Source organism: Rhodococcus sovatensis (assembly GCF_037327425.1).
GTDB classification, from domain to species: domain Bacteria; phylum Actinomycetota; class Actinomycetes; order Mycobacteriales; family Mycobacteriaceae; genus Rhodococcoides; species Rhodococcoides sovatense.
Map to the genome: position 1 here is coordinate 2,196,919 of NZ_CP147846.1, position 25,446 is coordinate 2,222,364.

The 25,446-nt window shown below is 64.1% G+C and carries 21 protein-coding genes; 2 read left to right on the forward strand and 19 right to left on the reverse strand.

What is annotated here, in order from left to right; all coding sequences use genetic code 11:
• Position 1 precedes the first annotated feature (1 nt).
• The 6 genes from WDS16_RS10165 to WDS16_RS10190 all read right to left on the reverse strand — a co-directional run bounded on the left by WDS16_RS10165 (position 2) and on the right by WDS16_RS10190 (position 5,191).
• On the reverse strand, positions 2 to 1,303 hold the full coding sequence (locus WDS16_RS10165; protein ID WP_338892467.1) for a dihydroorotase: 1,302 nt from the start codon (positions 1,301 to 1,303) through the stop codon (positions 2 to 4).
• A complete protein-coding gene (locus WDS16_RS10170) occupies positions 1,303 to 2,247 on the reverse strand; it encodes an aspartate carbamoyltransferase catalytic subunit (protein WP_338892469.1) in 945 nt (314 codons plus the stop codon). The genes WDS16_RS10165 and WDS16_RS10170 overlap by 1 nt, the downstream gene beginning before the upstream one ends.
• Positions 2,244 to 2,825, reverse strand: coding sequence for a bifunctional pyr operon transcriptional regulator/uracil phosphoribosyltransferase PyrR (gene pyrR, locus WDS16_RS10175; RefSeq protein ID WP_338892471.1), 582 nt, complete (start codon positions 2,823 to 2,825; stop codon positions 2,244 to 2,246). Before pyrR ends, WDS16_RS10170 begins: the two co-directional genes overlap by 4 nt.
• A 116-nt stretch (positions 2,826 to 2,941) precedes the next feature.
• Positions 2,942 to 3,475, reverse strand: a complete 534-nt coding sequence (gene nusB, locus WDS16_RS10180; protein WP_338892472.1) for a transcription antitermination factor NusB — start codon at positions 3,473 to 3,475, stop codon at positions 2,942 to 2,944.
• Between the two features lies 1 nt (position 3,476).
• Positions 3,477 to 4,040, reverse strand: a complete 564-nt coding sequence (gene efp, locus WDS16_RS10185) for an elongation factor P (RefSeq protein ID WP_338892474.1) — start codon at positions 4,038 to 4,040, stop codon at positions 3,477 to 3,479.
• 47 nt (positions 4,041 to 4,087) lie between these two features.
• On the reverse strand, positions 4,088 to 5,191 hold the full coding sequence (locus tag WDS16_RS10190; RefSeq protein WP_338892476.1) for a Xaa-Pro peptidase family protein: 1,104 nt from the start codon (positions 5,189 to 5,191) through the stop codon (positions 4,088 to 4,090).
• Between the two features lie 106 nt (positions 5,192 to 5,297).
• On the opposite strand from WDS16_RS10190, the gene WDS16_RS10195 reads away from it, so the two are divergent.
• A complete protein-coding gene (locus tag WDS16_RS10195) occupies positions 5,298 to 5,930 on the forward strand; it encodes a B-4DMT family transporter (RefSeq protein ID WP_338892478.1) in 633 nt (210 codons plus the stop codon).
• A gap of 58 nt (positions 5,931 to 5,988) precedes the next feature.
• Here the strand turns inward: WDS16_RS10195 and aroB are convergent, their stop codons facing one another.
• From aroB to WDS16_RS10260, 13 genes are all read right to left on the reverse strand, one after another.
• Positions 5,989 to 7,101, reverse strand: a complete 1,113-nt coding sequence (gene aroB / locus WDS16_RS10200; protein ID WP_338892480.1) for a 3-dehydroquinate synthase — start codon at positions 7,099 to 7,101, stop codon at positions 5,989 to 5,991.
• A 9-nt stretch (positions 7,102 to 7,110) separates the two neighbouring features.
• On the reverse strand, positions 7,111 to 7,647 hold the full coding sequence (locus WDS16_RS10205; RefSeq protein WP_338892482.1) for a shikimate kinase: 537 nt from the start codon (positions 7,645 to 7,647) through the stop codon (positions 7,111 to 7,113).
• Complete coding sequence (gene aroC / locus WDS16_RS10210; protein WP_338892483.1) at positions 7,644 to 8,831, reverse strand: chorismate synthase; 1,188 nt, start codon at positions 8,829 to 8,831, stop codon at positions 7,644 to 7,646. Before aroC ends, WDS16_RS10205 begins: the two co-directional genes overlap by 4 nt.
• A 12-nt stretch (positions 8,832 to 8,843) precedes the next feature.
• Positions 8,844 to 9,296: an A24 family peptidase gene (locus tag WDS16_RS10215; RefSeq protein WP_338892485.1), complete on the reverse strand. Its 453-nt coding sequence runs from the start codon at positions 9,294 to 9,296 to the stop codon at positions 8,844 to 8,846.
• Positions 9,297 to 9,388: 92 nt separating this feature from the next.
• Entirely contained in the window at positions 9,389 to 10,198 is an 810-nt protein-coding gene (locus WDS16_RS10220) for a shikimate dehydrogenase (RefSeq protein ID WP_338892486.1), read from the reverse strand.
• A 3-nt stretch (positions 10,199 to 10,201) separates the two neighbouring features.
• Complete coding sequence (locus tag WDS16_RS10225; RefSeq protein ID WP_338892488.1) at positions 10,202 to 11,512, reverse strand: endolytic transglycosylase MltG; 1,311 nt, start codon at positions 11,510 to 11,512, stop codon at positions 10,202 to 10,204.
• Positions 11,509 to 12,066 (reverse strand): Holliday junction resolvase RuvX, encoded by a 558-nt coding sequence (gene ruvX / locus WDS16_RS10230; protein WP_338892489.1) that lies wholly within the window; start codon positions 12,064 to 12,066, stop codon positions 11,509 to 11,511. The genes WDS16_RS10225 and ruvX overlap by 4 nt, the downstream gene beginning before the upstream one ends.
• 2 nt (positions 12,067 to 12,068) lie before the next feature.
• Positions 12,069 to 14,738 (reverse strand): alanine--tRNA ligase, encoded by a 2,670-nt coding sequence (alaS, locus tag WDS16_RS10235; RefSeq protein WP_338892491.1) that lies wholly within the window; start codon positions 14,736 to 14,738, stop codon positions 12,069 to 12,071.
• A gap of 64 nt (positions 14,739 to 14,802) precedes the next feature.
• Positions 14,803 to 16,215 carry a replication-associated recombination protein A gene (locus tag WDS16_RS10240; protein ID WP_338892493.1) on the reverse strand — a complete coding sequence of 471 codons (1,413 nt, stop codon included), beginning with the start codon at positions 16,213 to 16,215 and terminating at the stop codon, positions 14,803 to 14,805.
• Between the two features lie 4 nt (positions 16,216 to 16,219).
• The gene (locus WDS16_RS10245; protein WP_338892495.1) at positions 16,220 to 17,380 is read right to left on the reverse strand and encodes a kinase; all 1,161 of its coding nucleotides are present in this window, start codon (positions 17,378 to 17,380) and stop codon (positions 16,220 to 16,222) included.
• 122 nt (positions 17,381 to 17,502) lie between these two features.
• A complete protein-coding gene (locus WDS16_RS10250; RefSeq protein WP_338892497.1) occupies positions 17,503 to 18,399 on the reverse strand; it encodes a transglutaminase family protein in 897 nt (298 codons plus the stop codon).
• Positions 18,396 to 21,077 carry a circularly permuted type 2 ATP-grasp protein gene (locus tag WDS16_RS10255; protein ID WP_338892499.1) on the reverse strand — a complete coding sequence of 894 codons (2,682 nt, stop codon included), beginning with the start codon at positions 21,075 to 21,077 and terminating at the stop codon, positions 18,396 to 18,398. Before WDS16_RS10255 ends, WDS16_RS10250 begins: the two co-directional genes overlap by 4 nt.
• Positions 21,078 to 21,195: 118 nt before the next feature.
• Complete coding sequence (locus WDS16_RS10260; RefSeq protein ID WP_338892500.1) at positions 21,196 to 24,597, reverse strand: transglutaminase family protein; 3,402 nt, start codon at positions 24,595 to 24,597, stop codon at positions 21,196 to 21,198.
• A 206-nt stretch (positions 24,598 to 24,803) separates the two neighbouring features.
• On the opposite strand from WDS16_RS10260, the gene WDS16_RS10265 reads away from it, so the two are divergent.
• Positions 24,804 to 25,388 carry an RDD family protein gene (locus WDS16_RS10265; RefSeq protein WP_338892502.1) on the forward strand — a complete coding sequence of 195 codons (585 nt, stop codon included), beginning with the start codon at positions 24,804 to 24,806 and terminating at the stop codon, positions 25,386 to 25,388.
• Positions 25,389 to 25,446 lie beyond the last annotated feature (58 nt).

The following is a 25,446-nucleotide window of genomic DNA, read 5'->3' on the forward strand; positions in this document are numbered from 1 at the left end:
CTCAGTCACCGACCTTGGACCGAGTGACGCCGTCGCGAGCGGTGATTCGTCCGCGAAGAAGAGTCGTGGTGACCTTCGCCGAGAACGTCATCGACTCGAATGGGGTGTTGTCGGAGATGCTCGCCAGTTTCTTGCCGACGACCGTCCACGATGCGCACGGATCGACGAGGACGAGGTTCGCAGTCTCGCCGACCTCGATGGGTCTGCCCTGATCGGATAGTCCGACGATCTGGGCCGGGCGCTCACTCATCACGCGCGCAACCCCGCGCCAATCCAGCAATCCCGGTTCGACCATCGTCTGGACGACGATCGCCAACGCCGTTTCCAATCCGAGCATGCCGGGCTTGGCCTGCGCGAACTCACAGCACTTGTCCTGCTCGGCGTGCGGAGCGTGATCCGTCGCGACACAGTCGACCGTGCCGTCCGCCAAACCGCGCCGCAGCGCGTCGACGTCCGACGCCTCGCGCAACGGCGGGTTGACCTTGTTGATCGCGTCGTATGTCTCGAGCCTCGAATCGTCCAGCAGAAGGTGATGGGGCGTTACCTCCGCAGTGATCGAAATGCCCTGCCCGCGAGCCCACTTCAGCAACTCGACGGTGCCGGCGGTCGACGCGTGACAAATATGTACGGACGCTCCGGCGTCGCGCGCGAGCAGAGCATCGCGGGCGACGATAGACTCCTCGGCCGCCCTCGGCCATCCGGCGAGCCCGAGACGGGCAGCCGTCGGCCCCTCGTGCGCGATCGCATTGACCGTGAGGCGTGGTTCCTCGGCATGTTGTGCGATGAGCACGCCCAGCGAACTGGAGTATTCGAGAGCTCGTCGCATGATCAGCGGGTCGTCGACACATTTGCCGTCGTCGGAGAACATCCGCACCTTGCCGACTCCGGCCGCCATCGTCGCCATCTCGGCGAGCTGTGTGCCGCCGAGCCCGACGGTGATTGCGCCGACCGGGTGCACGTCGACCAGGCCGACCTCCTGGCCCCGTCGCCACACGTGGTCGGTGATGACGACAGAGTCGGCAACCGGCGAGGTGTTGGCCATGGCGAACACTGCGGTATAGCCACCGAGCGCGGCAGCGGCAGAACCGGTCGCGATGGTCTCGGTGTCCTCGCGGCCGGGTTCACGCAAGTGCGTGTGCAGGTCGACGAAACCGGGGAGCAGAATCTGACCATGGCCTTCGACGACCTCTGCGTCACCGGGGTCGAGATCGGGCCCGATCGAAGCTATCTGGCCGTCGTCGATCAGTACGTCGGTTGCGGGTTCTTCGCCGTAGACGAGTACGCCCTTCAGCAGCACGCTCATCAGGCACCCCCGTCCGAACCGACGAGCAATCGGAACAGAACCGCCATGCGCACGTGAACCCCGTTCGTAACCTGTTGTAGGACTGCAGTTCTGGGAGAATCAGCTACCGAGGACGCGATCTCCATCCCGCGCAGCATCGGACCCGGGTGCAGCACGACTGCGTGCTCAGGCAGCAGATCCATCCGCTTCTGGGACAACCCGTACGTTATGGAGTACTCCTTGGGTGACGGAAAGAACCCACCGTTCATACGCTCTGCCTGCACCCGCAGCATCAGTACGGCATCGAGTGCCGGTAGCTCAGCGTCGATGTTGTGCGACACCCGGACCGGCCACATCGACGCACCGACGGGCAACAACGTCGGGGGCGCGATGAGTACTACCTCGGCACCGAGAGTCGACAACAGAATCGCGTTCGACCGAGCGACCCGGCTGTGCAGGATGTCGCCGACGATCCCGACGCGCTTACCGGCGATCGATCCGAGGCGCTGACGCAGCGTCAACGCATCGAGCAGCGCCTGCGTGGGATGTTCGTGTGTACCGTCGCCGGCATTGATCACCGCCGGTCCACCGCCGTCGCCCTGTCCAGCTGTCCACTGGGCGATCTGGTGGGCAGCACCTGACGCCGGATGCCGCACGACGAGCGCGTCGGCGCCTGCTGCGCGCAGGGTCATCGCGGTGTCGCGAAGAGACTCGCCCTTCGACACCGACGAGCTGCTCGCGCTGACGTTGATCACATCGGCACTCATCCACTTGCCTGCGACCTCGAAGGACACCCGCGTCCGCGTCGAATTCTCGAAGAACACCGTCATGACGGTTCGGCCCCGCAGAGTCGGGAGCTTCTTCACCTCGCGGCCAAGCAGCGCCTGCTCGAACCGGTCGGCTTCGTCGAGCAGTTCGGTCGCCGATTCGAGAGTGAGATCGGATACGGACAGCAGATGCTTCACTTGGCTTCCCTCGTAGCGGCCAGGCTGACCCCGTCGTGTCCGTCGTGCTCGACGAGTTGCACCGACACGTCTTCGGTACGGGCGGTTGGGACGTTCTTGCCCACGTAATCGGCTCGGAGCGGAAGCTCTCGATGACCCCGATCGATCAGCACTGCCAGCTGGACTGCGCGCGGACGACCCAGATCGCGCAGCGCGTCCAACGCCGAGCGCACCGTACGGCCGGAGAAGAGAACGTCGTCGACCAGCACGACCAGAGCATCGTCGACCCCGCCGGAGGGGACCGAGGTGCGTTCGAGCGGGCGGTGGGGCTTACCGCGAAGATCATCGCGGTAGAGCGTGATGTCGAGGGAGCCGACCGGCGGCTTGATCCCGGAGAAGGTGTCGATACGCTCGGCGAGTCGCTCGGCGAGAGTTGTGCCGCGGGTAGGAATTCCCAGCAGGACCACCCGAGGTGCGTCGGCTGAGTCGAGCGCGGTCTTCTCGATGATCTGATGCGCCATCCGCGCGATGGTCCGGCCTACATCAGCGGCGGACAGAAGTTCGCGAGACGAGCTGGGCGGTGGTTCGGACGCAGGCAAACTACGACCTCCTTCTCCGCCTCTCTGGACGGATCGTTAAAGGATGTCTGACAGTGCACCAGCCTAGCAACGACGCTCCCCGAACGTCTCATTCGGGGAGCGTCGCGTGAGGCGAATTACTCGTCGACGGCGTCGTCGCTGCGCGAGGACACAGCTGCGGCGGCTGCCCGGACCTGAGGGGCCACCAACACGATCTGGCCGAGGACGCCGTTGACGAACGACGGCGAATCGTCGGTGGACAACTGTTTGGCGAGCTCGACGGCCTCGTCGACCGCTACGACCGGCGGTACGTCGGTTGCGTGGAAGAGTTCCCACACCGCAACGCGCAGGATAGCTCGGTCGACCGCCGGCAGACGGTTCAAGGTCCAATCGTTGAGGTGGTCTGAGATCACGCTGTCGAGACGGTCGAGGTTCTCCGCAACGCCGCTGACCAGAGTCTCCGTGTACTCACTGACCGGGGCAATCGAATCATCGGCGCGGGCCAGCTCGATTCGCTCCTTCGCCAAATGCACCGGATCGGCATCACGGGCTTCGGCCTCGAACAGGAAGTCCACGGCCCGCTTACGTGCCTTGTGCCGCGCACCGAGCTTCTTGACCGGCTCGTTCTCGCTGCGCGCCGCACTCTTCTTCGACGAATTCTTCGACGACACCTTAGGAGTTCACACGCCCGAGGTAGTTGCCGTCACGCGAATCGATCTTCAGCTTGTCGCCGGTGTTGATGAACAGGGGCACCGACACCTCGGCACCGGTTTCCAGAGTCGCAGGCTTGGTTCCGCCCGTCGAACGGTCACCCTGCAGACCGGGATCGGTGTGCTTGACCTCCAGTTCGACGGTGACCGGCAACTCGACGTACAGCGGTACGCCCTCATGCGTGGCGACCTGGACCTGCATGTTCTCGAGCATGAATCGAGCACCGTCACCGACGACTGCTTCGGTGATCGAGATCTGATCGTAGGTGTCGCCGTCCATGAAGACGAAGTCGCTACCGTCGTGATACAGGTACGTCATGTCGCGACGGTCGACCGTGGCGGTCTCGACCTTGACTCCGGCGTTGAAGGTCTTGTCGACAACCTTGCCCGACAGCACGTTCTTGAGTTTGGTGCGCACGAAGGCGGGGCCTTTGCCCGGCTTGACGTGCTGAAACTCGATGATCGTCCACAGCTGATTCTCTATGCTGAGGACGAGACCATTCTTGAAATCACTGGTGGAAGCCACAGTCTTTTACGTCTCCTCGTGTTCTCGTGTGCAGGAACCGCCGTGCGTCACACGAGAGTAAGTTCCTTGGTGGTCATGGTCAGCAGCTCAGGACCGTCGTCGCGAACGATGAGCGTGTCTTCGATCCGCACGCCTCCGCGTCCCGAGAAGTACACACCCGGCTCGACGGTCACAGCTGCACCGCACAGCAGTGTACCGGTGCTCGTCTTCGCGATTCCCGGCGCTTCGTGGATTTCGAGTCCGACGCCGTGCCCGAGTCCGTGCAGAAAGTACTCTCCGTAGCCGGCGTCCTCGATCACCGACCGCGAGGCTGCATCGACGGACGCTGTGCTCACGCCGGGCGCGAGCGCCTCGCGGCCGGCGGTCTGTGCGCGCTGCACCAACGAGTACAGGTCTGTCTGCCACTGTTGCGGGGTGCCGAGCACCACTGTGCGTGTCATGTCCGAGTGGTAGCCGCCGACGAGCGCACCGAAATCGAACTTCACGAAGTCCCCGGCTGCCAACACTGCAGCGGTGGGACGGTGATGCGGTACCGCAGAGTTCGGACCCGCTGCGACGATGGTCTCGAACGAAATGCCGTCGGCGCCGTGCTCGACCATCAAAGCCTCCAACTCGCGGGCGACGTCGAGTTCGGTTCGTCCGACAGCGATGCCACCTCGTTCGATCAACACCGCGAAAGCGTCGTCGGCCGCACGGCATGCGTCCCGAAGCAGTCCGACCTCGTGCTCGTCCTTGACCATCCGCAGTTCCTCGACGAGACCGGGTGCACGCACGAGCGTCGCCTGGGGTTCGATGTCGCTCCACACTCTGTGTTGGTCGACGGTCACGACGTGCGACTCGAATCCGACCGAACCCGGCCGCGGCGTCACATCGCTGCTCAACAGATACGCCGCAGACGACCTGTCGATGACAGCGCGCAGATCGGGTACCTGTTCGGCGACCTGCGTCAGATAGCGACCGTCTGTGCAGACGACGGTGTTGTCCTCTCGGTCGGGCGAGTCGTGCGCCGACACGATCAGAGCAGCGTTGGAGCCGGTGAAACCGGTGAGGTAGCGAATGTTGAGCAGGTCGGTCACCAACATGGCGTCGAGATCGTTCGATTCCATGCTGCGACGAAGGGCAGCGCGTCTACTGCTGTGATCTACAGGCATTCGTACAACGTACCGTTGTGGAGTTGCACAGCCATGACCGAAACCGCGACCCCAGGTTCTGTGGGGTCGCCCACATCACGCGCCTCGTATGGATAGGCTGTGCCCCATGACAGGGTGGGTGGTACGCGGAATCGGTATGTGCTTGATCAACGTGGCGGTGAGGATCCTTCTGGGCGTCGCTGTAACGCAGTGGCCGCTGCACGGATCTCAGCTTCGGTGGCTCGGGATGGCAGCAGTGTTGCTTGCGGTCGTGGTGTGGGCGGGGCTCGACGGTATCCGAGACCGTCGAAAGAACCCCGACCCCGAATACGGCGAAGACCTGACGATGGTGTGGCTCAAGGCCGCAGCGCTCGGAGGCCTAGCGGCGGGGTTGATCACCTGGCTCGTGCAATTGATCGTCGACTTCAGCGTCGGTCAGAACTCCTTGTTCTTCGAGCTGACCTCCGGCGCCGCCTTCACCATTCTGGTGATCTTCATCCCGGCGACGATTTCTGTCTTCCTCGGACGCCTCCTGGCAGGTCGGGACGCGAAGAAGAAGTTGGCGGCGTCGGACGCGAAGCGGGAGAAAGAACGCCACGATCGTCACCTCGTCGGAGCCGGTTCTGCATCAGCTGCGACGATTCCCGCTCAGGAGCCCCAGTGGTCGGGCGACAACTCCGATACCGAGGTATTTCGTGCTGTCGATCCCGACGCGCCCGAGCCTCGCGGGAATGCCACGAAGCACCGCGACAATTCCTGAGACCGACAAGGTGGGTGGAAATCCATGCGCCGCATGGATTTCCACCCACGCCTAGTCCCTAGAGCAAGATTCCAGTCGACGATGACCCAGTGTCGTCCTTGGCGATAGCCGAGTACGCAGCGACGAGAAGCGACGGATCCGGGCCTTCCAATCGACCGGGCTTGGCCAGACCGTCGAGTACGACGAATCGCAGCATTCCAGCTCGGTTCTTCTTGTCCGTCTGCATTCCCTTCAGCAAGTCGCCGAACGCATCACCGTCGTAGCCGACGGGCAGACCGACCAATTCGAGTATCGAGCGGTGCCGATCTGCGGTGGCGTCGTCGAGCCGACCAGCGAGCCTGCCGAGCTCTGCCGCGTAAACCAGTCCGACCGCCACCGCAGCTCCATGACGCCACCGATAGCGCTCTCTGCGCTCGATGGCGTGGCCGAGGGTGTGGCCGTAGTTGAGGATCTCGCGGAGGTTCGACTCCTTCAGGTCGGCTGCGACTACCCGCGCCTTGACCTCGACGGACCGACGAATCAGCTCCGGCAGAACCGTGCCGGTCGGATCGAGCGCAGCCTCGGGATCGGCTTCGATCAGATCGAGTATCACCGGGTCCGCGATGAATCCGGTCTTGATGACCTCGGCGAGCCCAGCGACGATCTCGTTCCGTGGAACGGTCTCGAGTGTTGCCAGATCGATCAAGACTGCAGCCGGTTCGTGGAACGAACCGACGAGATTCTTGCCTGCTTCGGTGTTGATGCCGGTCTTTCCGCCGACCGCCGCGTCGACCATCGCGAGCAAGGTCGTCGGCACATGCACGATCTTGACTCCGCGCATCCACGTCGCGGCCACGAACCCGGCAAGGTCGGTCGCAGCGCCGCCGCCCAGGCTTACGATGGCATCCGAGCGGGTCAGACCGATTCGGCCTAGAACTTCCCAGCAGAAGCCGGCAACGGCCAGTTCTTTGCCGTCCTCGGCGTCGGGAATTTCGATGCGATGCGCGTCGATCCCCTGAGCTGCCAACGCCTCCCGGACCGCTTCGGCGGTATCCGCCAGCGGCGGCTGGTGGAAGATCGCGACGGTTCGCACACCCGCGAGTTCAGCGACCAGATCGGTCAACAGTCCCCTGCCGATGATCACCGGGTACGGCGCGGCCGATTCCACCATGACTCGTACTGGTTCGGTCATCGGTTCAGCTCATCCATTGGGGCTTCCTGCTTTCTCGTGGTAGTGCTTCAACTTCGCGACGACCTGCCCGACCACACGTGCCGGACTGCGGCCGTCCGTTCGCACTCGGATCGCCGCGACCGAGCGGTACAACGGCCGACGGGTTCGCATCAGGTGCTGGTACTTGGCCCGCGGATCGGGCCCGGCAAGAAGGGGTCGGGACGAGTTGGCACCCGTTCGCCTGAGTCCTTCGGCCACGCTGATCTCCAGGTAGACCACCGGCAGTGGTTCCAGGAGCGCTCGGGTCCGCTCGGACAAAATGGATCCTCCGCCGAGCGAGACGACACCGGTGTGGGTAGCCAGCGCTTCGGCGACGATCTGCTCCTCGATACTGCGAAAAGTAGGCTCCCCATCGTGCGCAAAGATTTCAGCGATCGTGCGCCCGGTTCTGCGCTCGATCAAGGCATCGGTGTCGCACAGTTCCAGTTCGAGCGCAGCGGCCACCCTGCGTCCGATGGTGGATTTGCCGGCACCGGGCGGTCCGATCAGAACCGCGTACGGAGTCATCGCGGTGGTCGGGCGGCTGTGCCCTTCACGTAGTGGTCGACATTGCTGGTCGTTTCCGCCAACGAATCGCCGCCGAACTTCTCCAATGCGGCCTGCGCAACCACGAGCGCCACCATCGTCTCGGCAACGACGCCCGCTGCCGGCACGGCACAGACGTCCGAGCGCTGGTGGATGGCCACCGCTTCCTCGCCGGTCGTCATGTCCACGGTCGCCAGCGCGCGCGGAACGGTCGAGATGGGCTTCATCGCTGCACGGATCCGCAGTGCTTCACCGTTGGTCATGCCACCTTCGAGTCCGCCTGCGCGGTTCGTCGAACGCAGTATTCCGTCGGGACCAGGCGTGATCTCGTCGTGTGCTGCGCTTCCCCGCCGCCGAGCAGTCTCGAACCCGTCCCCGACCTCGACGCCCTTGATGGCCTGAATTCCCATGAGGGCAGCGGCAAGTCGCGAATCGAGACGACGCTCGCCACTGACGAACGAGCCCAGTCCGACCGGCAGACCGTGCACGACAACTTCCACGATCCCGCCGAGAGTGTCGCCGTCGCGCTTGGCCGACTCGATCTCGGCGATCATCGACTCTTCGGCCGCCTTGTCGAACGCGCGCACGGGGCTCGCATCGATGACGTCGAGATCTTCGCCAGACGGCGGCGGACCGACATACGGGTCGGACGCACCGATGGAGATCACGTGAGACACGACATCGACACCGAAGGCTTGCTTCAGGAACCGGCGCGCCACGGTACCGATCGCGACGCGCGCTGCGGTCTCACGCGCGCTTGCCCGCTCGAGCACCGGACGGGCGTCGTCGAAGCCGTACTTCAACATCCCCGAGTAGTCCGCGTGGCCCGGTCGCGGCCGCGTCAACGGGGAGTTGCGGGCGAGGTCCGCCAACACGCTCTCGTCGACGGGGTCGGACGACATGACCTGCTCCCACTTGGGCCATTCGGTATTGCCGACCTCGATGGCGATGGGCCCGCCCATCGTCAGTCCGTGTCGCACGCCGCCGATGATGGTGACCTTGTCCGCCTCGAACTTCATCCGCGCGCCTCGGCCGTAGCCGAGTCGTCGACGGGCGAGTTGGTTGGCAATGTCCTCGGAGGTCACCTCGACGCCCGCGATCATCCCTTCGAGGACGGACACGAGAGCAGGGCCGTGAGATTCTCCGGCAGTTATCCAGCGCAGCACGCGATCATCTTTTCATGTCGGGACGACAGCCGATGCCAGCAGGGTCGCCGCGCACATCGACGGTCCGTGGGGCACAGTTGCGTTGCCCCGTCCGGTTGCCATGAGGGCGATACCCGCGGCGCCCGTGAGCAGCGGTGCAATCAGGGCGGCAGCCACCCACGCGTCCGTACCTGCCAATGCTGCGACACCTCCCAACGTGAATGCGAGCTTCACATCGCCCGCACCGAACGCTGCAGGGAGACAGAGGTGTACTGCGAGATAACAGCAGGACAGCAGGACCGCGCCCGACAGCGCTGCCAAGGCAGCATCGATGGCGTAGGAGTAGGCGAGAAGGCTCACGGCTCCGATGCCGGTCAGCGCGTTCGGGAGACGACGCGATACGACGTCGATCCAGCTCAGCCACACGCACCACATCGAGAACAACACGACCGCCACGTTGCCGTCCGCCACCAGTGTCCACGCCATCCTCGTATGGTGAGGCACCGTCCGGTACTGCTACCGAAGGAAACAACGGTCAGGTATTGCCCTGTGGACAAGTCCCCGCCCTGTGGACAAAATCACCTAGTAGCGATTGCCGCTCGCATCCATTCCTTCGGCGCCGGGTACCCGGTGAATTGCTCCACCTGTCCGTACGCCTGGTTGAGGAGCATCGCGAGTCCGGAGACGACCTGGCCGCCGCGGGCGTGGACAGCGTCGGCCAGCGGTGTCGGCCACGGGTCGTAGATTGCGTCCAGGACGATCGGTGCGTGTCCAAGGGCGCTCGCACAGGGTGCCGCACCTGCCGCGGGCACTGTACTGACAAGCACGGACGATCGTGCAGCGACGTCCGCGAGCGAGGGGTCGTCCATCTGCAGGAATTCGGTGACGAGACCTACCGCTTCCGCGCATGCGAGCGTCTCTCGCGCCCGTTCGACGGACCGCGCAACGACGGTCACCGACGCCGCACCGAGACCCGCCAGTGCAATGAGCGCCGGCCGCGACGTTCCACCGGCACCGACAACGGTCACCGCACTGCCCGACAGGTCGAGAACTCCATTCTCGACGAGCGCTCCGCTGACGCCGTCGACATCGGTGCAGTCAGCCCGCCACCCACGCGTCGTCCGGACGAGGGTGTTCGCCGAACCCGCCAAAACCGCACGATCGGTACGTTCATCGGCGAACTCGAGGGCAGCAACCTTGTCCGGCATCGTGACCGACAGACCGATCCAGTCCGGACCGAGACCACCGACGAGGTGGGGAAGCTCTTGCGCCGTGCACTCGATGCGCTCGTAGGTCCACCCGGTAAGCCCGAGAGCTGCGTAGGCAGCGCGGTGTAGGAGCGGAGATTTCGAATGCTCTATCGGGCTCCCGAGTACTGCCGCATGCACCGGTCAGCGTCCGCTGTCGAGGAAACCGGCCTCGACCTTGCCGATGTTGGCCAGGTGCTCGTCGTAACTGCGGGTGAACAGCGTCTCGCCCGCCTGGTTGATGGTCACGAAGTACAACCAGTCCCCGTCTGCCGGAGCTTCTACGGCCTCGACTGCGGCAACGCTGGGCGAGGCGATGGGCGAGGCAGGGAGACCCTCCATCGCATAGGTATTCCACGGGGTCACCGTGGCGCGATCCGCGTCGGTAGTCGCGACTTCGGTGGTGTCGAGCGAGTAGTTGACCGTCGAGTCGAATTCGAGCTTCTGCGGTTCAGCGAGACGATTGACGATCACGCGAGCAACTTTGCTGAAGTCGGCAGGCAGCGACTCTCGTTCGACCAACGATGCTGCCACCAGCGTCTGATACGGGTCGAGTCCCGAATCCGCGCCGGCAGTCAGGATTCCGGTGTCCTCGTACGTCTGTGCGCTCTCCGACACCAGCTGTCTCAGGATGTCGCTTGCAGACGCGGACGGGTCGATGTCCCAGCTCCCTGCCGCGATCAACCCTTCCAGCTGTCGATCGCGATCTGGCACACCGCGAACGCGATCACTCGCCCAGTCCGGCACGCCGAGTGCGGAGGGGTCGTCCACTCCACCGGCCGCGTTGAACTCGTCGTACGAGATGCAGGTAGGCGTTCCGCTACCGGTGGTGTCGATGCAGCTTGCTTCCGACAGCAGGGTGTAGATGCCCTTCTTGACGGCGTCGGTGTTGACGTCGCGGGCGTCGTGCAACTGCCGTCCTTCGGAGATGACGACGCTTCCCACCCGCGCCGACGGGTCGACGAGGGTGTTGACCGCCTGCGAGGCAGGAATGTTGCTCGGCATCAGGTAGTAGCCAGGTTGCACCGACGCTATGTCGGCGTTCTGGACAGCTGCGCCCATGAACGCATCAGCGCTCGCCACCACGCCCTTCTCGACTGCTTCGGCACCGATCTGCTGAGCCGTATCACCTGGGTGCACGCGCACGACGACGGAGTCACCCGAGGAACCTGCCGCAAAATCATCCGGAGCCGCCGGGCCACCGGACAGCCTGTCGAACACGAAAAAACCTCCCCCGGCGACCACGAGAACGACGATCAGACCCAGGACAACGCCCAGAATGCGCCCGCGCCTCTTCCTACTGACGGCGGCGCGAGCGTGCCGCGTCGCTGCCCGGCTGCGTCCGACTTCTGCCGGCTCCGCACTATGGACTGCACGGTGGAACTCGCTGCCCTCACCGGTTCGGTATCCGATCGGATCGGTGTGCGCCTCGTCCTCGTACTGTCTGTTGTTCACTCGCCGACCTCCGGGATGTGACCCTGCTCTGCCAGGTTCTTCTGCGCAGCGAGGTGGGAGGACCGCTCGTCCAACCACCCTTGAAGGATGGCCACCGCTGCGGCTTGATCTATAACGCCTCGCTGTGACTTCGCGCGGACGCCGCTCTCACGCAGCGCTCGCGTCGCCGTCACCGTGGTCAGCCTCTCGTCAGCCATTCGGATCGGTATACCCGGCACCTGCTTGGCCAGAGCGCGAGCAAAGCCCGCAGCGGCGTCCACCGCCGAACCGCTCTCTCCCCGCAAGGTCCGGGGCAGTCCGACGACGATCTCGACAGCGTCGTATTCCTCGACTATGGACGCCACACGAAGCACGTCGGGAGACCTGGAACCCTTGGCTTTCGTCCGCGGGACCGTTTCCACCGGCGTCGCGAGGATTCCACCGGGGTCGGACGATGCAACACCGATCCGGACGCTTCCGACGTCGATACCGATCCTTCGGCCGGGTCCTGGATCATCGGCCCCTGGCCGATCCGGAGCACTGCTGACGGCGGGTCGGGGTGCGGAATCGTTCACGATCAGGTGGTTGCCACGTCGGCGATACGTGCCCGCACCGCGGTCATCGCCTCCGCGACCCCGTCCGGGTTCGAGCCTGATCCCTGCGCGGAGTCCCCCTTGCCGCCACCCCGGCCGCCGATCGCGGGACCGAAGCTTGCCACGAGTTCGCCAGCCTTCACACCCGCATCCTGCGCTGCAGTATTCGCGGACACGACGAACGGGACTTTGCCGTCGACAGATCCGAACAAGACGACGACTGCCGGGTCGTTCCCCATCCGGCCACGAAGGTCGGAGGCGAGTCCTCGCAGTTCGTTGCCGCCCACCCCGTCGGGCGCCGTGGCAATGACAGCGCGAACACTGCCGATTCGCTCGGCTCCCCCGAGAAGGTCACCGGCAGAAGCCGACACCGATGCCGCCTTGACTGCCTCCAACTCCTTCTCCGCTTGCCGCAGTTTCTCCACGAGAGTCTCGATGCGCGCCGGAACCTCGTCGGTCGGCACCTTCAACGACGAAGCGACACCGGCCAGCAAGGCCCTTTCCTTCGCCAGGTAGCGGTACGAATCGAGCCCGACGAATGCCTCGACACGCCGTATCCCCGACCCCACCGATGACTCACCCAGCAGAGTGACCGGACCGATCTGCGAGGAGTGTTGCACGTGCGTACCACCGCACAGCTCCATCGAGAACGGTCCGCCGATCTCGACGACGCGGACCTCGTCCCCGTAGTTTTCGCCGAATAGCGCCATCGCGCCCATCGCCTTCGCGCTGTCGAGATCGGTGACGGACGTATTGACTGCATAGTCGGCGCCGATGGCGTCGTTCGTCACTGCTTCGATGTCGTTTCGCTGCGTCTCGGACAATCCGCCCTGCCACGAGAAGTCGAACCGTAGGTAACCAGGCTTGTTCAGCGAGCCGGCTTGCGTTGCGTTGGGTCCGAGTACTTGCCGCAACGCGGCATGCACCATGTGAGTACCCGAGTGTCCTTGGGTCGCACCCTTGCGCCACGCCGGATCGACGTCGACCCGCACGATGTCGCCTTCGGTGACCTGTCCCGACTCGACGGTTACCTTGTGCGTCCAGACCTTCTTCGCGATCTTCTGGACGTCGTTCACCTTCACTGCCAGCCCCGGTGCAGTGATCGAGCCGATGTCGGCAATCTGTCCACCCGACTCCGCGTACAGCGGGCTCCGGTCAAGGATGACCTCCACGGACTCCCCCGCAGTTGCCGTCGGGACGCGAACCCCGCCGGAGATCAGCGCGAGAACGGTGGCCTCGGTGGACAGTTCCTCGAATCCGGTGAACTCGGTCGCACCGCGATCGACGAAGTCCTTGTACACCGACAGATCGGTGTGCGCGTGTTTGCGGGAGCGCGCATCGTCCTTCGCTCGCTGACGTTGCTCCGCCATCAGCGCGCGGAAACCGGCCTCGTCGACTGTCAGTCCCGCTTCCGATGCCATTTCGAGCGTCAGATCGATCGGAAAACCGTAGGTGTCGTGCAGCGCGAAAGCGTCTGCGCCGCGGATGGTCCGGCCGCCGGCGGACTTGACGGTCTCGGCAGTGGTGTCGAACAACTTCGATCCGGACGTCAGTGTCTTGAGGAAGGCAGCCTCCTCACCGACGGACACGTTGAGAATGCGGTCGAATCCCGCTACCAACTCGGGGTAGGACTCGGCCATCGTGTCGCGGACGACGGTGATCAGTTGAGCCATGACTTGATCGGGCGCACCGAGAAGCCGTGCCGATCGGACGATGCGGCGGAGAAGTCGGCGCAGCACGTAGCCGCGACCGTCGTTGCCGGGGTTCACACCGTCGGAGATCAGCAACGCTGCTGTTCGTGCATGGTCGGCGATAACCCGGAATCGGACATCATCGTCATGGTCGGTGCCGTACCGTCGACCGCTCAGTTCTTCGGCCTTGGCGATGACCGGACGCACCAGGTCGGTTTCGTACACGTTGTCGACACCCTGAAGAAGGAATGCGACGCGTTCCACGCCCATGCCGGTGTCGATGTTCTGCTTCGGCAGCGGGCCCAGAATTTCGAAGTCGTCCTTGCTGATTCCCTGTCCACGCTCGTTCTGCATGAAGACGAGGTTCCAGATTTCGATGTACCGGTCCTCGTCGGCCTCGGGACCTCCATCGACTCCGAATTCGGGACCGCGGTCGTAGTAGATCTCCGAACAGGGACCACATGGTCCGGGAATCCCCATCGACCAGTAGTTGTCGACCATTCCCCGTCGCTGAATGCGCTCGTCGGGAATTCCGGCGATTTCCTTCCACAACTCGATGGCTTCGTCATCGTCCAGATACGCGGTGACCCAGATCCGCTCCGGGTCGAACCCGTAGCCACCGGCCTCGACGCTTCCGGTGAGCAGGGACCACGCGTGCGAGATCGCGTCACGCTTGAAGTAGTCACCGAAGGAGAAATTTCCGGCCATCTGGAAGAAGGTGTTGTGGCGCGTCGTGATTCCGACGTTCTCGATATCCAGTGTGCGGACGCACTTCTGAACACTGGTCGCCCGCGCGAAGGGCGGGGTCTGCTGACCGAGGAAGTACGGAACGAACTGCACCATGCCCGCATTGACGAACAGCAGGTTCGGGTCGTCGAGCACCAACGAGGCGCTTGGGACTTCGGTGTGCCCAGCTTTCACGAAGTGGTCGAGGAAACGCCTGCGGATGTCATGGGTCTGCACAGGTACAGGTTAACGCGCGCCGGCTACGCCTCGTGCAGTCCCCACGAACGGCGACGATCTACGCTCAGCTACCCCGCACTATTCGACGGAGCTTGCCCACTCTGGGGCCGATCTCGCGCTCGACGCCGTGATCGGTCGGCTCGTAGTAGTCGACGCCGACGAGCTCGTCGGGTGGATACTGCTGCCGCAGCACCCCACCTGGATCGTTGTGCGGGTATTTGTATCCGACCGCATTGCCGAGCCCTTCGGCGCCCTTGTAGTGACCGTCTCTCAGGTGCGGTGGGACTGCGCCGGACTTTCCAGCGGACACGTCGGCCATGGCTGCGCCGAGTGCAGCGATGACAGCTCCTGATTTGGGTGCCGTCGCCAGGTGAATGGTTGCCTGCGCCAGCGCCAGCCGAGCTTCGGGCATACCGATCATCTGTACGGCGGTCGCCGCTGCGGTCGCGGTCTGAAGTGCAGTCGGATCTGCCATACCGACGTCTTCACTCGCGTGCACCACGAGCCGCCGGGCGATGAAGCGAGGGTCCTCACCCGCCGTGATCATGCGCGCCAAGTAGTGCAATGCGGCGTCGACATCCGAGCCACGGATCGACTTGATGAACGCACTGATCACGTCGTAGTGCTGATCGCCGTCGCGGTCGTAGCGGACAGCAGCCTTGTCGACACTGGCTTCGACCGTCGCCAAGTCGAGTGTCGATCCGGTTGCCGCTCCCGCAGCGGCTTCGAGCGCGGTCAGTGCGCGTCGAGCATCTCCGGCAGCGAGCCGTACCAGATGCTCCATCGCATCCTCAGCGATCGACACCGCACCGTTCAGCCCACGGGGATCGTTGGCCGCGCGGGTGAGCAGCACTTCGATGTCCGCGGAGCTCAGAGGATGCAACTGCAACACGAGAGAACGAGACAGAAGCGGTGAGACCACCGAGAACGACGGATTTTCCGTCGTCGCTGCGACCAGCAGCACGATCCGATTCTCTACCGCAGCGAGTAGCGCATCCTGCTGAGTCTTGGAAAAACGGTGCACTTCGTCGATGAAGAGCACGGTCTGCTCGCCGGCGGTGAGACGTCGGCGAGCCAGATCGATGACACCTCGCACCTCCTTCACTCCAGCCGACAACGCCGAGAGGGCTTCGAACTTGCGCCCGGTGGCCCCGGAGATCAATGACGCCAACGTCGTCTTCCCGGTTCCAGGAGGGCCGTAGAGCATCACAGAAGACGCACCCGAACCGTCCACGAGCCGTCGAAGCGGTGCTCCGGGCGCCAGCAGATGACCCTGCCCGACGACCTCGTCGAGCGTCATGGGACGCATTCGCACTGCCAACGGCGCTTCCGGGCGAACATACGGACGCGACTGTGCTGATGGTTCGTCGAGGTGGGTTGCACCGCTTGTCGAACCGTTGGCCGCGTCCTCAGGAGCGTCGAACAGGCCGTGCTCGTCTGCTTCGTTGTCGAATCCGGCTCCGAAACCTGTACTCACAGGGTCAGTGTTCCCATTTCGTCTCCAGGGCTCCAACGACCCGACGCGCGAACTCGGCGACATCGGAGTCCCCGGTTCGCGTCGCCTGATCGACCAGCACGGTCCACCTGGAGACAAGTGCATCCGAACGCGGGACGGATAGATGGTGGGCACGTGCTGCGGCGATGCGGGTGTGATCGTTCGGCAGGAACCAGTAAGTGGTGAGCCACACCCAGATCAGCTCGGCGTCCAGAATCTTGGCTGCAAGCACCGTGTCGTCGGCGAGATGCGGCCAGATTCCGACGACTTCGGAACGCCACGCATCGATCATCGCCTGGGCGCGGGCGGCCGACAGGTCGAAATGGCACAGGCATCCGGGGAACGAGGCGAGCGCGTACGTGATGTCCAGGGTGGCGTCCCGGAACCCACCCCATTCGTAGTCGAGGAATCGCACACCCTCGTCGTTGACGATGATGTTGTCCGGGCACAGATCCGATGGGCTGAACGCGCGGAATGCGCCGTGTGCGAACAGTCTTCCGCTGCGCGCGACGCGTTCGAGTAGCGCGTCGGGCACGTCGTCGACACCTAGGTCGTCCGCGAGCATTCGCGGCACCACTGCCAACGCGTCCGAGATCTGCGCCGAAATTCCGTCAGCAGAATCGGGAAGGCCCACGCGGCGTAGCAGCGCCGCGAAATCGTCTTCACGGCCGACCGTCGCGGCGTGCATGCGCCCGAGCGCCTGTGCCATCGCCATCAAGGAATTGGTCACCGACGCCGCGTCCGAGTGTTTCAACAATGCAGTGATCGGACTTGCATCACCCAGGTCGCTGAGGACGAGCAATCGGGCCCCGAGGTCGTAGGCAAGCAATTCCGGCCCTGGCCTGCTGTCGGTGGCCAGTGCGTTGGCGAACTGGTACGACGCAGCCTCGCGGAGGAACGCGGACGGACCGCCGATCTCGGCACCCGGCGCCGACTCGTCGGTTGCGTCGCGGACCTGCTTGATCACCAAGGTTCGCGGGAGTTGAAACGGATTTTCCGACACTCGAACGCGAAGAACGGTCGCCTGGCCACTTCCTCCGAGATCGACGGGATCCACCAACGTGACGGGTGCGCCGGTTCGCCTGGTGAGTAGCTGCTGAGCGGCGGCTACTACCTCTGAGACAGGGTCTGCCAATGTTGCGGTCATCGGACTCCAAGGTACCCGGTAGGTACGACGGACTGGGCCGCCTCACCGACCATTTTCAGATCGACCTGGGGAAACGTCTATACCGATTTCGTCACGGCGGTGTGGACCACCCCTGACACGCATCATGCGATCGGCGCTACGTCCACGGACACCGAAATAGTGCTCTCCTCCGCCTCGGTGTAGATGACGCCACGTAACGGCGGGACATCGGCGTAGTCGCGACCCCAGGCCACCGTTGCGTAGCGCTCGTCGACGAGTTGGTCGTTGGTGGGGTCGAACGCGAGCCACTTGTCGTCGGGGGTCCACACCGCAGCCCACGCATGGGTGGCGTCGACGCCGATCATTCTCTCTTTGCCCGGCGGTGGTTCGGTCGCGAGGTAGCCGGAGACGTACCGTGCGGCCAGTCCCTGCGATCGCAAGCACGCGATCGCCAGGCGCGCGAAGTCCTGACACACGCCAGACCGGGCTTCCAGCACGTCGGCCACCGTGGTAGAGACCGTCGTCGACCCCGATTGATAGGTGAAGTCCGTGAAGATGCGATGCGTCAGATCGACCACGACATCGCGCAGCGGACGCCCCGGTGCGAAACTGGCGGCGGCGTAATCGGCGACCGCGTCGGTGATCTCGGGTGAGACGAGATCGAGAACGAATTCGACTGCCGCCGCCCGGCTACCGTCCGCGGTGTAGTCGCCTGGTGCCTGCGGTCTCGCCACTTCCCACGGTGTGGTGGCGCCCAGAAGTCGATCTGCCTCATTCGGCGCGTCGACTTCGACGACCGAGTCCGCGGTCACGACGAGCTTCTCGTGGTCGGTGTTGACATGGAAATAGACGTCCTCGTTGCCGTAGACGTCCACTCCGAAGGACTGATCGGTCGGCGCCGGTTCGACCTCCACCGACTTGTCGAGGCACCGCTGGCCGTCGAACTCGCGCGGCGCGAGGAAACCGCGGCCATAGGAAGAAGTCACCCGATCCGAGTAGGTGTAGGTCGTGATGTGCCGAATCCGGTAGCGCCTGCTCATGCCCGGTCACCGTTCTTCGTGCCGTTCCATTGCTTCTGCCGCCTGCCAACCGTGCCCCACAGTGGTTGTGTACCGCCGGGCAGAACCATATGCGTAGCCAGGACGACACGAGAGAGTTCCTCGAGTTGTCGGTGAATGCCGTCGACCAGTTCGATCAGTTCGACCCGCCTGCCGGAGGCATCGACCGATTCCAAGTCACCTGGGTCGATACGCCGCAGCCGAACTGCGATCTGCTCGACGAGTTTTTCACCGCGGGAGGTTCCCGACGCATCGGGCAGTGCGCCGAGATCGTCCTTGATGCGGGCGAGTTGATAGACGAGCGAGCGCGGGTTGCCTTCGTCGAACAGCAACAGTTGGGCAACTGCCGCAGGCCGGGCGCGACCGCGGTTGCGGCGGCGGTATATGACCGACGATTCAGCGGCCGACAACACCGAATCGATGACCGCCTGTTCCGTCGACGGCGTCAGTGCGTGGCTGAGCGTTGCCGACAGCAGCGCGGTCAATTGCAGACCTCTCTCGATCCGCCTACCGCAGTCCATCAGGTACCACCCTGGGTCGCGCACCATCGACTCCGCCGCGAGACCGGACAACGACAGAAGTCCGCGGAGCACGGCCGACTGAGTCGCGGCGAGTTGAGCGCCGTCCGCGGCACTGGAGGCAGACAACTCGTCCAATGCAGTGTCGATACGGCTCAGCACCGCCCAAGTGTCGTTGGAGAGCTGGTCGCGAACGCCCCGGGCAGCCTGCTGCAGCCGATCCACGGACTGTGCAACCGACCCGAGACGGTCGATCGAGAGGGTCAGCGATCGAAACTCGGTCACCGCGTCGGCCCTGGTGGCCTCGACCAAGAACCCCGGTCCCGCACCCGAGACGCGAGTCACTGCTTCGAGGAGTATCGGGAGACTGTCGCTGCCGTCGAGCCACGGCATCGAGCGGTAGTCCTGGTGCCGCTCGCGAGCTGCGATGAGAAGACGAGTCATGTCCTCGGCACGTTCGCTGTAACGGCCGAACCAGAACAGGTCGCCGAGCACACGAGGAGAACTGACCACATCGACGTTCGACGCCGCCGCGTAGTGCGGCAGCTCCTCGGCGGATGCGGGCGGGGTGTTCGGAGCCGAATCGGCAGGAGTAACCCGTTCCGCCGAACGTACCCATACGTCTTTCGACGCGACCGTGATCAACGGTTCGGCGACCGGTGACGTGACGAGCACCTGCCCGAGCCCGCCGTTCATCGGCATGTATCCCGCGCGCTGTGCGACGCTGAACAGCCTGATTCCGACCTCGGCAGCGCCGATGGTGCCGCCGAATCCGGATCCGGCCGGTGCGACGGAGAACTCAGGCACCTCCTGTCCGACCCACGTCCACGGCTGCGCTCGAAGACGCCCGGCGAACGCGTCCGCAGCTGCGTCGTCCAGGTCGTGTCCTACTACGGTCTCGCGAGTGGTGACCGAACGGAACACGAGTGATCGCACCCGCGACACCAGTCGAGACACCCCGTGAGGTTCCCCACCCCACGTGGCAGGTGTCGATTCCAGAAGCAGATCCTCGTCGAGAAGCGCCCGACACAGCGCAGGTAGCAGCGGCGGAAGCGCAGGGTTCTCGAGGACACCACTGCCGAGGGTGTTGACCATGCTGACCGCGCCGCGTCGTAGAACCTCGACGAGGCCTACGACCCCCAACCTGGAGTCCGGTCGCAGGTCGAGTGGATCGGTGAATTCGGCGTCGACACGACGCAGGACGACATCCACACGGCGTAGCCTGCCGAGCGATCGCATCCACAGGCAGCCGTCGCGAACGACCAGATCCGCGTTCTCCACGAGGGGAAAACCCAGGACAGTCGCTAGGTAGGCCTGATCGAAGGCTGTCTCGGAGTGAGAGCCAGGGCTGAGGACGACGACAACGGGATCCTCGGCCGCGGCCGGAGCCGCATCGATCAGAGCCAGACGCACTGCGCGTGCGAACGTCGACAGTGGCCGCGGGTTGGTGTCCTGGAACAGTTCCGGAGTTGCTCGCGACATCACCCGTCGATCCGCGAGGGCATATCCGATACCCGACGGCGCCTGAGTCCGGTCCGCCACGACGCGAAAACGACCGTCGGCGCCACGACCCACGTCGGCAGCATGGATGAACAGCTGCCTCGGCCCAGGAATGGTGATGCCGTGCGCCTCACGGATGTACCCGGGATCACCGAACACCAGAGCCGGCGGTATCAAGCCCTTCGACACAGTCCTCATAGGCCCGTACAGGTCCGTCAACAAAGCGTCCAACAGCCTGGAACGTTGTACGAGACCTCGTTCGAGACTGTCCCAGTCGTCGGCGCCCAGAACCAGTGGAATACCGTCGAGGCCCCACCGTACCGGCGCCGCGACACTGTCCGAACCGTCCGCCGGGATGGGGTTGTAGGTGATGCCGTGATCATCGACGAGGCCGCGTACTCGCGACTGCAAGGCGCGCTCCCCGCCTCGCCCCGACTCCTCGAGTCCGGCGACCAACTCCGCCCAGTGCGGGCGGACTGAGCCGTCGGCGGCGAGCAGCTCGTCGTGACGGCGACCGACGCCGGGGATTGACCCAGTTCGATTGCGGTACGCGGCAAGCGCATCCACGGTCCTCGGCTGAGAAGTCCCGGAGTCACCTCCCCCGGCAGCCGTGCCGTAGTCCACCGCATCCACGGGCACCATCGAGTCGTCATTCCTTCCGTCGGGCGACTGACGGCTGCTTCCGGTCACCAAACGGTGGTTTCACGCAAGCAGCCGGTGGTCGTCACCGTGTCCGACTCGTTGTTCGATCGCGCCACCACTACCTGGCGTACACACCAGTGCGCCGAAGATCCAACATTCCGGGAGCCGTGACGTCGATCGATTGTCGAGCATGCATCTCGAGCAATCTTGCTACGTCCACTTTCCCGGAGGTGAACCCACCCTCCTCGAACCGACCGTTGCGGCGTGCTTCTGCCTCCACCGCATTCACGGGAGGACCGTCGTACGACCTACCACCGGGGTGCACCACGTGGTAGCTGCAGCCGCCGACGGCACGGCCGGTCTGCTTTTCGATGAGGTCGAATCGGAGTGGGCTTTGGACCTCGATGGTCGGATGCAACGCGCTAGGCGGCTGCCACGCCCGATACCTGACACCTGCCACCTGTACGTCCTGACGATCGGTCCGAAGCATGGGCACCGGCACGCCATTGCAGGTGACCATGTAGCGCCCCTCGTCCGCGCCCGCGATCTTCACCTGTATGCGCTCCACGGACGAGTCGACGTACCGTGCCGTTCCCGACGAGGTGGACTCCTCACCGAGCGTGTTCCATGGCTCGATTGCACCGCGCAGTTCGAGCTCGGCGTTGCCGATCACGCTCGTGCCGATTCGAGGAAACCGGAACTCGGTGAACGGGTCGAGCCAGCTGGTGTCGAATTCGATGTCATGCTCACGAAGATCCTCCGCGACCCGGCCGATATCGCCTATGACGAAGTGCGGCAGCATGTACCGGCCGTGCAGGTTGGCACCATGACGGATCAAAGGCGCTTTCAGCGGAGAATCCCAGAACCTCGACACCAGCGATCGAACGAGAAGCGACTGCACCATGGCCATCTGGTGATGCGGCGGCATCTCGAATCCACGGAGTTCGAGCAATCCGAGCCTGCCGCGTGTGCTGTCGGGACTGTAGAGTTTGTCGACACAGAATTCGGCTCGGTGTGTATTTCCAGTGATATCGGTGAGCAGGTGTCGCAAAGCACGATCCACCACCCACGGCGACGCCGTACGGTCCGATGCGGTGAGGCGCTCGATCTCGCTGAACGCGACCTCGAGCTCGTACAGGGCTTCCTCGCGTCCCTCATCGGCTCGGGGGGCCTGGGAGGTGGTGCCGATGAAACGCCCTGAGAACAGGTATGACAGCGAAGGGTGTCTCTGCCAGTGCGTCAGCAACGACACCAGAAGGTCCGGGCGACGAAGGACCGGCGAATCGGACGGAGTGATACCGCCCAGCGTGATGTGGTTGCCGCCACCTGTTCCGCGAGTCGTACCGTCGTTGTCGAAGCCCTCGGTGCTCAGTCGTGACAACCGCGCCTCGCGATACAGAGTCTCCATCAGGTCGTTCTGTTCGGCCCACGACGACGACGGCTGCACGTTGACTTCGATGACGCCGGGATCCGGCGTGACGGTCAGAGTCTGGATACGCGGATCCGACGGCGGCCCATACCCTTCGATGACGACTGGTGTGTCGATCGCCGCGGCAGCATTCTCGACTCGCTCGACCAGTTCGAGAAAGTCTTCCAACCGATTCATCGGTGGCATGAACACATGGAGAATTCCGTCACGAACCTCGGACACGAGCGCCGTGACATCGTGTCCACCGACCGATCCCGCTGCGGCTGCGTTGGATTCGACCAGACGCGCGTGGCGCGCCTCCACCGGATCCACAGGCCTCGGCGGCCGCTGCGTCATCTGCCGACTCGGCAAGGGTTCCTTCGGCGCGGTCGGATCGGCCGGATTCTCAGGCGGACCACCCGTCCAGGAAATCGCGCTGAGTGGTAGCCGAAGACCCGCAGGCGAGTCTCCCTCGAGCAGAACGATTCGACCACGCCGCAACGTCCAGTCGGCGCTCTGCCAGCCATTGCCGTCCGGCGTTCGACTGATCGGAAGCACGAATGCCGCCGGTTCGTCGGTCGTGGAGTCGAGTTTGGCCAGCAACGCAGCGCGCGCCTCCGCCGTGTCCGATCCCGGATCGAGGTCGTCACCGTCGGCTGGTGGGTCGCCGTACGGTTGCCGAACGAGATCGAGGAGTCGCACCAGCGGATCCTCGAATGCCGGCCGCGCCTGTTCGACTGGGAGTCCGAGTCCTTCGACCAACTTCTCCACCAGAGCGCGGGACGACGAGGGATCGACGTCCGCGGGTCGCTCGTCCTCGGGCAACCAGGGATCTGCGATCAGATCGGAGTCATGCCACAGCGATTCACCGTCGGTGCGCCAGAACAGTCCGACCTGCCACCGCGGGAGCGGCTCACCCGGATACCACTTGCCTTGGCTCCGTTGGACGAGTCCGTCGGGTGCGTAGATCGTTCGCAGTCGCTCCGCCAGTGCGGATGCCAGCAGACGCTTGTGCGGGCCGTCTGCGGTGGTGTTCCACTCGGGAGCGTCCTGGTTCTCGATAGCCACGAAGGTCGGCTCCCCGCCGACCGTCAATCGGATGTCCTGCGCGTCCATTCGGTCGTCGAGAACGGCGGCTGTCGCCTTGATCGCCTCCCACTGCTCCTGCGTGTACGGAAGCGTTGTCCTGGGGTCCTCGTGGACCCGCACGACCGTGTTGGAAAAGTCGAGCTCGGCCTTGCACTTGCTCGTGGCACCGGAAATGGCAGCCGCCGTCGACGGATGCGGCGTCGCCGACAGCGGGATGTGACCTTCTCCGGCGAACAAGCCCGATGTCGGATCCATGCCGACCCAACCCGCGCCCGGAAGATATACCTCGGTCCAGGCATGGAGGTCGGTGAAGTCGGCCGCGGGTCCCGAGGGACCGTCGAGGGACTTGATATCCGACGCCAACTGCACCAGATAGCCGGACACGAATCGCGCGGCGAGCCCCATCTGCCGCAGTATCGACACCAGCAGCCAAGCCGAGTCGCGGCAGGATCCGACAGCGGTCGTCAGGGTGTGATCGGGAGTCTGAACTCCGGGCTCCATCCGAACGGAATAACCGACGTCACCCAGCACCGCCTGATTCGCCATGACCAGAAAGTCGATGGTGCGCAGCTTGTCTCCGCGTTCACGGACCGCTGCCTCGAGCTTTTCGACCCACGCCGATACAACCGGTCCCGGCCCGGTGCCCTCGTCAGCTTCGTCCACCGGCCGGAGATACGGCTCCAAATCCGGCAGATCGGCTTTGTCGTACGAGAAACCGAAGTGTTCGGCCCAATCCTCGACGAAAAAATCCAACGGATTGATGACGGCCATGTCTGCGACGAGACCGACGGTGATGGACATGTGATCCGTGCGTTCCGGAAACACCACACGCGCCAGGAAATTGCCGAAAACGTCCTGCTGCCAGTTGATGAAGTGCTCAGCAGGCTCGATTTTCAGCGAGTATGCCTCGATGGGTGTGCGCGAATGCGGTGCCGGCCGCAACCGGATCTCGTGCGGATGCACCTGAACCATGCGATCGAACGAGTAGCTGGTCCGGTGTTCCAGCGCGACCTTGATGCCCACGGCGAGCCCCTAACAAAATCTCGAATGGGTAAGAACCACCAACCTTAGAGGTCACCTGCCGCTACCGCTCGGCGAAAATTGTGTCCGAAACGTGCACCGATGTAAGCCGTGTAGCGCTTGACACACTCTTCCCCGTGCGGTTCGCTCAGCGAGAAATCGACAAATTCGACCAAAGCACATCTAACTTTCCAGCCAAGGGGAATTTCGTGAGCGAGCAACCACCCACCGGACCTCAGTACGGTTCCGATCCGAACCAACCCCAGTATCCGCAGAATCCGGCATCGGGCTACCCGCCCCCCGGCAACTATCCGCCGCCCCCAGTCGCAGGAAATGCCGGGTACGGTGCGGGATCGCAGCTCCCCGGTGGGGCACAGCCCGGAAGCCTCGGCATCCGTTTCGGAGCACGGTTCATCGACGGAATCATCATCGCGATCGTCGCGTTCATCATCTATGCCATCGCGCCCGGCGGTTTCATCGGGCAGTGGATCCTCGGACTGGTGACCGCCCTCCTCGGATTCGCCTACTTCGTGTTCCTCGAATCCTCGCGTGGACAGACGTTCGGCAAGCAACTTCTGGGCCTGCGTACCGTCGGCGCGGCGGGCGGGAACCCGACTCAGGCGGAGGCAGCCAAGCGCAATGCCTTCCTGCTGCTGAACATCGTTCCGATCCTCGGTGGTTTCTTGGTGTTGGTCGCGTACATCGTAATCGCGGTAACCATCAACTCGAGCCCCACAAAGCAGGGCAAGCACGACGAGATCGCCGGCGGAACCCAGGTCATCAGCGTCAAATGATCTGTTAGTCCCATGCAAGCGGACCAATCGAGAGTTCTCGGTGGTCCGCTTGTATGCG

Bases quoted from the DNA above. Each gene is read 5' to 3' on its own strand.
- WDS16_RS10165 (WP_338892467.1), bottom strand. From the start codon at position 1,303: ATGAGCGTGCTGCTGAAGGGCGTACTCGTCTACGGCGAAGAACCCGCA.
- WDS16_RS10190 (WP_338892476.1), bottom strand. From the start codon at position 5,191: ATGCCTGTAGATCACAGCAGTAGACGCGCTGCCCTTCGTCGCAGCATG.
- WDS16_RS10195 (WP_338892478.1), top strand. From the start codon at position 5,298: ATGACAGGGTGGGTGGTACGCGGAATCGGTATGTGCTTGATCAACGTG.
- aroB (WP_338892480.1), bottom strand. From the start codon at position 7,101: ATGACCGAACCAGTACGAGTCATGGTGGAATCGGCCGCGCCGTACCCG.
- WDS16_RS10205 (WP_338892482.1), bottom strand. From the start codon at position 7,647: ATGACTCCGTACGCGGTTCTGATCGGACCGCCCGGTGCCGGCAAATCC.
- WDS16_RS10215 (WP_338892485.1), bottom strand. From the start codon at position 9,296: ATGGCGTGGACACTGGTGGCGGACGGCAACGTGGCGGTCGTGTTGTTC.
- WDS16_RS10245 (WP_338892495.1), bottom strand. From the start codon at position 17,380: ATGACCGCAACATTGGCAGACCCTGTCTCAGAGGTAGTAGCCGCCGCT.
- WDS16_RS10250 (WP_338892497.1), bottom strand. From the start codon at position 18,399: ATGAGCAGGCGCTACCGGATTCGGCACATCACGACCTACACCTACTCG.
- WDS16_RS10255 (WP_338892499.1), bottom strand. From the start codon at position 21,077: ATGGTGCCCGTGGATGCGGTGGACTACGGCACGGCTGCCGGGGGAGGT.